We start from the raw sequence: 10,574 nt of genomic DNA on the forward strand, positions 1-10,574 counted from the left end.
CTGGACCACCAGCGCCCCGCCTTCTGCGGCGATCGCCAGCTCCGGCGGTCCGCGGGTGTCAGAGCCGGCAGACCACCTCGCCTAGGGTTTGCAGAACAGCGAGATGGTCTGGCAATAGGTTGCCTCGGTGACCTTCCAGCCGGTCGGGGTGCGGACCGCCTCGCCGGGGAAGGTGCGGGAGGCAGTGCCACCGGACGTCCCCGGCACGAACCTCGACAGCCGGGGATCGGTGAAGGTGACGGTGAGAACGATGTCGACCCGGTCCGCGGCGCGGGGCGCGGTGGCCAGCAGTCGGACGGAGGCGGTTCTCGCGAAGCCCGGGTAACGGGCGGCGAAGGACAGCCGGGCGGCGACGAGCGCGGGCGCGTCGGCGGTGTCGACGGCACCGATCGCCTCCACGGCCGGAACACCCGCCCGCAGCGCCCGGCTGGCCGCGGCCTGGATCGCGGCGTCCAGCTCCGGGGTGGCCGCGGGCGGGCCGGTGTCGACGACCAGCGCCTCGGCGACGTGCCGGACCTCGTCGAGGGTGATCGGGGTGCCGCCGTCGACGCTGAGCACCAGGCCGTCACGCTCGATCCAGGTGAACCCGAACTCCTGCTTGGAGGCGTTGCCCCGCTGGATCGCGGGATGACCGCGCACCGTCGCTTCGGAGTAGGAGTCGAAGCCGGAACCGCTGGCGCGGGCGCGGGTGGCGACGTCGTCGAGGCTGCCGGTCGGCCCCCATTCGGCCCGCACCGCCACGAAGCCGACCCGCCCGTCGATCATCGCCGAGAAGTCGGCCCGGTAGGCCCGCACGCCGGGGCGAGTGTCGTTCACGGTGACGCCGGTGCCGGTGGAGGTGCCGACAAGCGGCAGGCCAGCTGGCAGCCAGGCGACGGTCACGGCGCCGACAACGGGGCCGGACACGCCGGGCGCCGGCGTCGGCGGCACGGCCGTGGGCACCCCACCCGGCTGGGCGGAGGCGGTGGCCGGCGGTGTCGTGACGGGGACGACGCGGGCACCGCCGTGGGTGCGCAGCAGCAGGCCGGCGGGGACGACGAGGACCACGACCATGAGCGCGGCCGCGGCCGCGGTCAGCCGGGCGCGCCGCCGCCGATAGCGGTGGCGGGTGGCGTCGGCCAGGCCGCCGCGGGCGCTGATTCCGGCGGTGGCGGCGTGCAGCGCGTCGGCGACCGTCCGTTCGAACGGTGAGGTGGGGGTCGTCGTCACGGCATGCTCCTGTTCGCGGTCGCCCCGGGATCGCCGTCGGCGGCGGTGACGGTGGCTCGGGTTGGTGTGCTGGCCCGGCCGGCCGTCGACCGGTGGGGGACGGCGCCGTGGGCCGGACCCGCGGCGGCCGTACCGGGTGCCGAGGCAGCCAGGTGGGTGTTCTCGCGCAGCCGGGCGAGACCGCGGGAGGCGTGGCTTTTCACCGAGCCGACGGAACAACCGAGCGCGGCGGCGACGTCGGCCTCCGAAAGGTCGTCCAGGTAGCGCAGCACGATCACTGCACGCTGCCGCGGTGGCAGGGTCAGCAGCGCCCGGACCAGCCCGTCGCGTTGCGACAGCGCCTCGGCGTGGTCGGCGACGCTGGTGTCGGCCGTCCACCCGCCGTCGGTGAGCAGGGGCACCTCGTGGAAGCGCCGACGCCGCCAGCGGCTGGTCGCCGCGTTCACCAGGGCGCGGCGGAGGTAGGCCTCGGGCGCGTCGCCACCGATCCGGCGCCAGTGGCGGTAGGTGCGTTCCAGGGCGCCCTGCAGCAGGTCCTCGGCGGCGCCGCGGTCGCCCGTCAGCAACACGGCGGAGCGCAGCAGCCGGTCCGCCGTGCGTTCGACGAACTCCTCGAACGCCCGTTCCTCGTCATCGCGCACGCGTCRCCGCCTCCTGCTCGGGCACCGTCGTCTCCGGTTGCCCGGTTGTTCGCCAGGCCGCCGTCGTGGTGTTCGCGGTCCTAAACGCCGGCAGGTACCCGTGGGGTTGAGCTCGGGGCGAAAAATTGCGTCAGAAGGGTGGCCCAGCTCGGGCTCTGGCGTCCCTGCGTGTCGACCGTCCTGGGTGGTTGGTGGATGTGGACCGGCTGGGTGCCCGCCCCTCGGATCATGAGAAATTCGCCCGCGAGGTGAGAAACAATCTGGGACGTCCCCGGAACCTGAGCGAGTGGGCCGCGCGGCGAGCCTCACGGCACGAGGAGATCCACGATGCGCGCGTTGACCGGCCAGGGCGAGCAGGCCGTCGCCGATCTCGCTCACCGGTACGGCGTGAGCACCGACGCGGTGCGCACGCTGTTGGCGGCGGTGCTGGCGGGCAACGGCACCCGGGCGCAGTTCTCCCATCCCGAGCTCGGCGGCAGTGGGCAGTGGATGGCCGGCGGCATGACGATGGTCGGCGACATGTTCAACCACGGCCTGAAGGCCACGGTCAGCGGTCTCGCCGCGGAGCTGTCGAGCCTGCTGGCCTCGACGCAGGTGTACGCGCCTGAGCCCGCGCACGCCGGCGGGCGACCCGGYTCGGTCCACCCGGCGAACCTGAGCACCCTGGCGAACCTGAGCACCTGGTGGCCTGCCGAGCTGGGGCAGCCGAGCTCCGTCGGCGGCCAGAACGACTCCCGATACGCGGTCTTTCCGGCCGTGCGGCGGCTGGCCGTACAGAGCGGCGATGGCCCGGTCCGGACCTATGACACGCTCGACCACGTCATCGGCGGCGTGCAGCAGCAACAGGGCGCCGCGCCCGGAACGCTGTCCTTCTCCAGCCAGCACGGCACCTTCACCGTGGACAGCCTGCCGCCGTCGTCCGTTCCCGCGCCCGCTTCCGACCCGGTCGTCAGCGCTCCCGAGCCCGCCCCGCCGGCTGCCGCCAGTGGCACGGACCCCGAGACGATCCTGGCCACGATCGACCGGTTGAGCGACCTGCACCAGCGCGGTGTGCTCTCGGACGACGAGTTCACCGCCAAGAAGACCGAGCTGCTGGGCCGTCTCTAGCTTTGACGGTCCTCACGGTCCTCACGGTCCTTAGGGTCGACGGCCGCCCGCGAACGGCTCTGCCGGGACGTCACCGAGGGTTCGCCAGAACTCGTCGATGTACTCGAGAAGGCGCCGCGGCTGCTCCAGCGGGACGAGGGTGCGTGCCGCCGGCACGGTGACCGCGGACGCGTACGGGGCCAGTTCGGCCGCTCTGGCGGCGTCCTCGGGAGACCAGTCGCCGCGGTCGTCGGAGGCGACGAAGAGGCTCGGCACCTGGACATCGGCGAGCTCGGCGGTGACGTCGGCCCGGTTCAGGATGAAGGACCGCACCCCGCCCGCCAGGCTTCGGCGGGTCGGGCGCGCGAGGCTCTCGACGACGATGCGCCTGATCTCGTCGTCGGCCGCGGCAGCCTCGGTGAGCATCGCCGCCAGGACGGCGGAACGCACCGGGCCCGTCGCACCGACGGTGCGCAGCAGCGGCAGCAGCAGGCGGATCTGGCGGCGCTGCCCGGCGGGGATGGGCTCGGCCGGCGCGCTGATCGCCACGAGGCTGCGCAGGACGCCCGGTCGCGCCGCGAGCTTGAAGCCCACGTGACCGCCGAACGCGTTGCCCACCCAGTCGACGGGCGTCGTCACCTCGAGGCCTCGAAGCAGGTCGAGCGCGGCGTCGGCGGCCTCGGTGATGGTGCTCTGGCGCAGCAGCGRCTCGCTGCGCCCGAGACCGGGGCCGTCGACGAGGAAGAACTGCCGCTCCCGGCCGACGAGGTGGGGCAGCAACCGGTCCCAGGTGTGGCTGTCGACGAACATCGACGGCCACAGCACGGTGGGCCGGCCGGATCCGATGATCCGGACGTGGAGGCGGCCAAGCCGGGTGGCGATGTCCGCGGCGTGTTCCTCGGTGGGCGAGGTGGTGGTCATGACGCTCCGTGGCAGGTGGGTCCAGGCTCCGACAATTTTCATGTTAATTTCACTTACATGAATTCGCGTGTCTACCGGATGACAGCGCGAGCCCAGGCCGCGGAGCAGACCGGCGAGCGCATCGTCGACGCGATGCTCCGCCGCTTCGCCACGCACCCGTACGACCACATCCGGCTGGAGGACGTCGCGTCCGACGCCGCGGTGACGGTCCAGACGGTGATCCGGCGCTTCGGCGGCAAACCCGGGCTGATGACCGCCACGGTCGAACGGGAGCTCGGCCGGATCGCCGCCGCGCGCTCGGCCGCGGCGCCGGGCGAGCCGGCGGACACGATCGATGCCCTGGCGGCCCACTACGAGCAGTACGGCTCGTTGATCCTCAAGATGTATGCCGAGGCGCACCTGGTACCCGGACTCCCGGAGATCGCCGGCCGCGGCCGCGAGTACCACCTCGACTGGTGTCGAAGCGCCTTCGCCGCGCACCTCGACACCCGAGGCGACCCGGCCGCGCGGGAGCGACGCCTGGCCCAGCTCGTCGCCGTCTGCGACGCCACGACCTGGCGGATCCTCAGGCAGGACATGGGGCTCGACCCCGAGCAGACACGGCTCGCCCTCGCCGAGCTCGTCCACCCGCTCCTGCGGGAACCGGGCTGACTCACCGGCCTAAGGTCGAGACATGTGCGATGACGACGCGTCGGGTGTGCTCGCCGCCGTTCCGCGGCCCGTGACGGGTACGGCTGTCGATCCGATCGGGCTGGCCCCGGTCGACGAGGTCGTCATCACCACGCTGATGGACAACACCTTCGACGCCCTGCTGGCGGGGGACGAGCGGGTCAGGCGGGCGCCGCGCGGGGCCGGACTGGCGCAGGCCCCCCAGTTCGAGGACGGGCTGACGACGGCGGGGCTGCGCGCCGAGCACGGGTTCTCGGCGCTGGTCCGGGTCCGTCGTGGCGACACGGTCACCACCCTGCTGTTCGACACCGGGGTCTCACCCGACGGGATGGTCCACAACGCCGAGCGGCTCGGCCTCGATCTCGGCGAGATCCAGGGCGTCGTGCTCAGCCACGGTCACTTCGACCACGCGGGCGGCCTCGCGGGCCTGGCCGGCCGCCGCGGGGTCCGCGGCCTGCCGATGACGGTGCACCCCCTGGTCTGGACACGCCGGCGGCTGGCGCCCCCCGGCCTCGACCCGGCCGCGCTGCCGACGCTGAGCAGGCGCGCGTGCGAGTCGGAGGGGTTCGAGGTGATCGAGCGGCGGTCCCCGTCGCTGCTGGTCGACGGCAGCGTGCTGATCACCGGCGAGGTCGACCGCACCACCGACTTCGAGCGTGGCATGCCACCCGCGCACCAGGCCTGGGACGGTGCCGGCTGGCGTCATGACCCGCTCGTACTCGACGACCAGGCGCTCGTCGTGCACGTACGCGGCAAGGGCCTGGTCGTGCTGACCGGATGCGGGCACGCGGGCGTCGTCAACATCGCGCGGCACGCGCTACGGCTGACCGGCATCGACCGGCTGCACGCGCTGATCGGCGGCCTGCACCTGAGCGGACCAGCCTTCGAACCGATCATCGCACCGACGGTCAGCGCCCTGACCGAGATGACGCCCGACCTCGTCGTCAGCGCGCACTGCAGCGGCTGGCGTGCCCAGCACGCACTGGCCACCGCGCTCCCCCAGGCCTGGGTGCCCAGCAGCTCGGGCACGTCATACCGGCTCGCCGCCTGACATCCCCGGGGGATCACCCGCCGGCACCGGATGGTCAGGTCGGAAGCGGAGCCGCGGTGATACGCGCCTTCCTAACGCTCAGCCGCCAGCCCGGCCTCAGGCATATTCGCCGCCTCGGCCCCGCCCGGTTCACGAGGTCACGCAGGTGGGCGTTGACCGCGTCCGGACGTTCCAGGATCACCGCGTGCCCGGCGCCCTTCTCGACCACGAGCTCGGCCTCGGGCAGGGCCTCGGCCAGGATCCGGCTGTGCTCGATCGGAGTCATGACGTCCTCGTCCCCGACGAGCAACAGGGTGGGGATCGCGCTCAGCACACCGACGGCGGCCAGCCGATCATGATCGAGAAGAGTCGGCAGGAACGCTCCGACCACGGGAATCGGCGTGTTCGCGACCATCTGCTCGAGCGAGTCGACGACGGGTTCCGGTACCTGGGCGGCGCCGAACCCGATCCGCCGGGTCAGCGCCCGAGAAAGGCCGCTGCCGGCTCGGATCTTTCGGTCGTTCGGATTCGCCCGTCGGACGCCGCTCAGACGGCCGCGGGACGCCGGCCACGATCGGCCGGCGTCCCGCGTGATGCGAACGCCCCGGTGTGCGGGTCGGTCAACCCGGCGTCAGGGCCGGTCTACCTGACCGCGCCAGGCACCGGTCTCGCTGCCCCGGTTCTCGATGAACGCCTTGAACCGCTTCAGGTCGGCCTTGACCCGCCGGTCGTCCGCGCCGACCGCCGAACCGACCTTCTCGGCCACGCCCTCGGGCTGCCAGTCCAGCTGGACCGTCACCCGGGTCTCGTCGGCGTTGAGGCGGTGGAAGGTCACCACACCAGCGTGGGTGGGACCGTCGGTGCTCTTCCAGGCGACTCGCTCGTCCGGCAGCTGCTCGGTGATGGCCGCGTCGAACTCACGGTCCTGGCCGGCCACCTTGACGTGCCAGTGGGTGTGGGTGTCGTCGATCTGCTGGATGGACTCGACGCCATTCATGAAGTGCGGGAACGACTCGAACTGGGTCCACTGGTTGTAGGCGGTACGGACCGGCACCGCGACGTCGATCGACTCCGCGACTGTGGTGGCCATCAGGTCTGTCCTCCTGTCGTCTTGTTGCTGACGTAGACCACCACCCCCTCCCCCGCCCGGCCGTCGACAACACCAGCCGTCATCGATCGACCCGCAAGACCACCCCTCGGGGTGGGAGGCCTCGCCGCCGCGAGGAAGACCATGCTCGCGGAATTCGCGACCAGGTGTATTCGGACCACTCCGGGGCAAAACCAATAGAACGGAAGCCGTCGCCGGCCAGCCGGCGGTGGTCGGCAAGAGGAAAGGGAACCGGGCGGCGCCAACGTTGCCGACAGGAACGATCAAAGGCGTCAAAGGCGATCTTCACACGGCCAAGGAGGCAGGAAACCAATGTCGAAGTCGACCGCGTCGACGGTCATGGACAAGGCCACAGCGGCCGCGGCGCCGGTGATCCACAAGGCTGACGAGCTCACCGCCCCGGTGCGACACAAGACCGTGGAGGTGGCGACGCCGGCGATCCACAAGGTCGTCGAGGTCACGGCACCCGCCCGCCAGAAGGCCTCTGATCTGACCAGTGGGCTGGAGGACCGCCTCGGCGGAACCGCCAGCACCGTCAGGGATGTCGCCGGGCGACGGTCGTCGATCATCGCAATGGCGATCGCGGTCCCGGTCGCGGCTATCAGCGCGGTGCTCGCCGTCGTTCTCCTCAGGAAGCGGGGGAACCGAAACCCCTGACCGACATTCAGATCCACCGGAAATCCATGATCGCCCGGGGCGGCCGTCGGCCGCCCCGGGCGATCGGCGCCTGGCGACGGGTGATGCGCCGCGCCGGCACGGCGTCCGATTCGTTCAAGCCAGGCGGGGGCCGCTGTCCCTACGGTCTGGGTATGCCAACGTTCTCACTGACTGGAATCGTCGTGTCCGACATGGCGCGGGGGCTGGCGTTCTACCGCCGCCTCGGCCTGGAGATCCCCGCCGAGGCAGACGGGGAGCCGCATGTCGAGGTGACCACGCCGAACGGCCGTCTCGCCTTCGACACCGACGACACGATCCGCTCGTTCGATCCAAGCTGGCGGCCGGGCACCGGCTCACCGCGCCTCGGGCTAGCGTTCGCCTGTGCCGACCCGGCCGAGGTCGACAAGGCCTACGCCGACCTGACCGGCGCCGGCTACACCGGCGAACGCGAACCGTGGGACGCCTTCTGGGGCCAGCGGTACGCGACCGTGGCCGATCCCGACGGCAACCACGTCGACCTGTTCGCGCCGTTGGCCGGAGCCTGAGCCGACCGCCTGGCTGGCCGGCTGGCTGGCCGGCCGGGCAGCTCAGGCTCCGCCGATCAGGAGGCGCCGGCGGAGGCGATCGCCGGCGTGACCAGCTCGCGTAGCGGCGCCCCGCCGAGGGCACGAACCTCGCGGGCCAGGTGAGCCTGGTCGGCGTAACCGGCCGCGGCGGCCACGTCCGCGAACGGCGACCCGGCGCGAGCGAGCGCCAGCGCGCGGCGGAAACGGACGATCCGGGCCAGCGTCTTCGGCCCGTAGCCGACCGCGAGCTGGCAGCGGCGCAGGAGCTGGCGCTCGCTGAGCGCCGCCGCCCGGGCGGCCTGGGCCACCGGAGCCCCGGCGCGGATGCCGGCCAGCGCCACCGGGGGCAGCAGGTCGGCCAACCCGTCGAGGCGGCCCCGGCTGGCGATCTCGGCCTCGAACGCCGCCGCCGGCGCCTCGGCGGCCGCGAGGCGCTCGGCGAGCCGGGCTGCCGCGGCCAGGCCCCAGATCTCGGCCAGGGGCACCCTGCGGTCGCGGACCTCGCTGGCCGGGACGCCGATGTACGCCGGGCCGACCCCCGAGTCGAACCGCACGCCGAGGTGGCGCGAGCCCGGCCGCCAGAGCCCGACCGCCGGGGCGGTGTCGGGACCGGCGACGATGACCTGCCCGAGATCGCCCGGCCCGGCCCGCGACCAGATCAGGTCCATGCAGCCGTCGGGCAGGACGCGATGCTCCGCGGCCTGCGGCGAGGTCGCGGCGGCCTCGCCCGTCTCGCCCCGGGGGGCCGGCGCGGTCGCCAGCCACATCGTGGCCGCCAGCGCCCCGGCGCGCCGCTCGCGGTACATCGTCCCGACGGTACCCGGCTCGGCGTCGTCCCCCTGACGGACCGAACCCGGCGCGGCGCGCGGGTTCGGTCCGTCAGCGCGGCCGCCCATCAGCGCGACGCTGTTCCGCCGCGGCGGGAGCCGTTGAGGCTGGCGCGGTGCGTCGCCGCGGAGACCACGGGCACCTCGTCGGCGCCGGCCCCGACGGCGACTGGCCGTGGCTCACCGGAGCCGTCGAACACCGTCCCGGCCACCGAGCCACCCGCCGGGTCGGCCGCCGAGCTGTAGTAGCGGCCGCTCGGATCCACAGGGGGCCGGCCGCCGTCCTCGGGCACCGAGCGCTCGGGTGGCCGCGCCTCGCCGGCCGGCGCCATCGTGCGCACGGACTCCCGGCGCAGCCGCCAGGCCACCAGCGCCCCGGCGAGCACGCCGGCCAGAAAGACTCCGGACCCGAAGAGTCCTAGACGCGCACGGCCGCTGATCGCGACTGGCCTGAAGTCGGTGCCGGCCCGCGGCTTGTGTGTCGTCATGAGCGTCGCCTCCAGATATCCAGATGCCGCCGCCATACCCACACTGTCCGAAGGAAACCGGACATGGCCCCTGCTCGATGGTCAGTGGGTTCCCGTCAGTGTGTCTCCGTCAGTGGGTTCCCACCGGGCAGTCGACCCGCGCGGCCGGGTCGTCACCGTCCTGGCCCCGCTCAGCATGATCAGGTCGCCCGCCCTCGGGTGTCACGGAGGGCTCGTCGGGAGCCGAGAGGCTCAGCACGGCGTTGACGACCGCGGGCGAGGACGACAGCCTGGCCTCGATCTCGCGCAGCCGCATCGCGATGCGCGGCTCGATGTCGTCGCCGACCAGATCCACGTCCCCGACCACGGTGACCATCCGTGGCCCGACGACCTCCACCCGCAGGTAGGTCACCCGGTCCACCTCCGGCATCGCCAGCAACGCCCGTATCGTCGCCACCCGGACCTGCGGATCGGCCTCCTGCCCGACGAGGAACCGCCGGTTGCGGCTGATCAGGACCAGGGCGACCGCGCCGAGCAGCACCCCGACCAGGATCGACCCCACCGCGTCGAAGRCCGCCGCTCCGGTGATCTCGTGCAGCGCCAGGCCGAGGGCAGCGATGACGATGCCGACCAGCGCCGCCGAGTCCTCGGCGAAGACCGCCCGCAGCGTGGGGTCGGTGGTCTCCAGCACGTGCTCGATGACGTCCCGGTTCATCGATTCGGCCTCCGGCCTGGCCTGCCGCACCGACTGGAGGAAGGACGTCCCCTCCAGCAGGAACGACGCCGCCAGAACCAGGTAGCCGATGAGGTAGTCGCCTCCGTCGGACCCACCGGCGAACAGCTCCTGGACCCCGTGGGTGATGGAGACCGCGCCGCCCGCGACGAACAGCCCCATGGCGGCGAACAGCGACCAGACGTACGCCTCCCGGCCGAAACCGTGCGGGTGGGCCGGCTCCGGCGGCCGGCGGGAGCGCCGGTCCGCCATCACCAGGAAGACCTCGTTGCCGGCGTCGGCCCACGAGTGCGCCGCCTCGGCGACCATCGACGCCGAACCGGTCAGGAGCGCGGCCACCGACTTCGCGATCGCGATCACCAGGTTCGCGCCGAAGGCGACCGCGATGGTCAGGGTGCTCTCGCTCGCCCCCGCGCCCCCGTCCTGCTGTAACGGGACCGCGGCCGCGGCCTCCGGCGACAGATCTTCGGGTGAGACCTGCTCCCGTGGTGAGACCTGTTCCTCCGGTGAGTCCTGTTCCTCCGGTGAGTCCTGCTTCCCTGGCGAGGCCTGCTCGCTGACCGAGGGTGGGTTGCCGGTCGAGGACTGGGTGCCGATGGAGGGCTGGGGTTCCGGCTCGGTCGGCATGCAGACAGTCCTCGCCACAAACCCCCACCTTCT

General features: G+C 72.8%; 13 protein-coding genes. 5 read left to right on the forward strand and 8 right to left on the reverse strand.

The features are described from left to right. Positions 1-81: 81 nt before the first annotated feature. On the reverse strand, positions 82-1,209 hold the full coding sequence (locus BCD49_RS32780; protein WP_007515740.1) for a hypothetical protein: 1,128 nt from the start codon (positions 1,207-1,209) through the stop codon (positions 82-84). Continuing rightward, entirely contained in the window at positions 1,206-1,850 is a 645-nt protein-coding gene (locus BCD49_RS32785; RefSeq protein WP_007515741.1) for a SigE family RNA polymerase sigma factor, read from the reverse strand. Before BCD49_RS32785 ends, BCD49_RS32780 begins: the two co-directional genes overlap by 4 nt. A gap of 327 nt (positions 1,851-2,177) precedes the next feature. Between BCD49_RS32785 and BCD49_RS32790 the strand changes: the two genes are divergently transcribed. Then, a complete protein-coding gene (locus BCD49_RS32790; protein WP_007515742.1) occupies positions 2,178-2,957 on the forward strand; it encodes an SHOCT domain-containing protein in 780 nt (259 codons plus the stop codon). Positions 2,958-2,987: 30 nt separating this feature from the next. Here BCD49_RS32790 and BCD49_RS32795 read toward each other — a convergent pair whose 3' ends face one another. Beyond that, positions 2,988-3,857: an alpha/beta fold hydrolase gene (locus tag BCD49_RS32795; protein WP_071042278.1), complete on the reverse strand. Its 870-nt coding sequence runs from the start codon at positions 3,855-3,857 to the stop codon at positions 2,988-2,990. Between the two features lie 78 nt (positions 3,858-3,935). Here BCD49_RS32795 and BCD49_RS32800 point away from each other — a divergent pair, with 78 nt between their 5' ends. Further along, positions 3,936-4,508 (forward strand): TetR/AcrR family transcriptional regulator, encoded by a 573-nt coding sequence (locus BCD49_RS32800; RefSeq protein ID WP_051466266.1) that lies wholly within the window; start codon positions 3,936-3,938, stop codon positions 4,506-4,508. Between the two features lie 22 nt (positions 4,509-4,530). Beyond that, complete coding sequence (locus tag BCD49_RS45980) at positions 4,531-5,577, forward strand: MBL fold metallo-hydrolase (RefSeq protein ID WP_007515745.1); 1,047 nt, start codon at positions 4,531-4,533, stop codon at positions 5,575-5,577. 34 nt (positions 5,578-5,611) lie between these two features. On the opposite strand, the gene BCD49_RS32810 is transcribed toward BCD49_RS45980, so the two are convergent. Both BCD49_RS32810 and BCD49_RS32815 read right to left on the reverse strand, forming a co-directional pair. Continuing rightward, positions 5,612-6,151: an alpha/beta fold hydrolase gene (locus BCD49_RS32810; RefSeq protein WP_083401839.1), complete on the reverse strand. Its 540-nt coding sequence runs from the start codon at positions 6,149-6,151 to the stop codon at positions 5,612-5,614. Positions 6,152-6,187: 36 nt separating this feature from the next. After that, positions 6,188-6,646 (reverse strand): SRPBCC family protein, encoded by a 459-nt coding sequence (locus tag BCD49_RS32815; RefSeq protein ID WP_007515747.1) that lies wholly within the window; start codon positions 6,644-6,646, stop codon positions 6,188-6,190. 330 nt (positions 6,647-6,976) lie between these two features. Here BCD49_RS32815 and BCD49_RS32820 point away from each other — a divergent pair, with 330 nt between their 5' ends. Both BCD49_RS32820 and BCD49_RS32825 read left to right on the forward strand, forming a co-directional pair. Continuing rightward, positions 6,977-7,321 carry a hypothetical protein gene (locus BCD49_RS32820; protein ID WP_007515748.1) on the forward strand — a complete coding sequence of 115 codons (345 nt, stop codon included), beginning with the start codon at positions 6,977-6,979 and terminating at the stop codon, positions 7,319-7,321. 152 nt (positions 7,322-7,473) lie between these two features. Then, on the forward strand, positions 7,474-7,866 hold the full coding sequence (locus BCD49_RS32825; RefSeq protein WP_035928042.1) for a VOC family protein: 393 nt from the start codon (positions 7,474-7,476) through the stop codon (positions 7,864-7,866). A gap of 56 nt (positions 7,867-7,922) precedes the next feature. Here BCD49_RS32825 and BCD49_RS32830 read toward each other — a convergent pair whose 3' ends face one another. The 3 genes from BCD49_RS32830 to BCD49_RS32840 form a co-directional block, all read right to left on the reverse strand. Continuing rightward, positions 7,923-8,783 carry a helix-turn-helix domain-containing protein gene (locus BCD49_RS32830; protein WP_007515750.1) on the reverse strand — a complete coding sequence of 287 codons (861 nt, stop codon included), beginning with the start codon at positions 8,781-8,783 and terminating at the stop codon, positions 7,923-7,925. Then, complete coding sequence (locus BCD49_RS32835) at positions 8,783-9,202, reverse strand: hypothetical protein (protein ID WP_007515751.1); 420 nt, start codon at positions 9,200-9,202, stop codon at positions 8,783-8,785. Before BCD49_RS32835 ends, BCD49_RS32830 begins: the two co-directional genes overlap by 1 nt. A 109-nt stretch (positions 9,203-9,311) precedes the next feature. Next, the gene (locus BCD49_RS32840; protein ID WP_083401840.1) at positions 9,312-10,541 is read right to left on the reverse strand and encodes a cation diffusion facilitator family transporter; all 1,230 of its coding nucleotides are present in this window, start codon (positions 10,539-10,541) and stop codon (positions 9,312-9,314) included. Positions 10,542-10,574 lie beyond the last annotated feature (33 nt).

The sequence above is a fragment of the Pseudofrankia sp. EUN1h genome, from assembly GCF_001854645.1.
GTDB classification, from domain to species: domain Bacteria; phylum Actinomycetota; class Actinomycetes; order Frankiales; family Frankiaceae; genus Pseudofrankia; species Pseudofrankia saprophytica.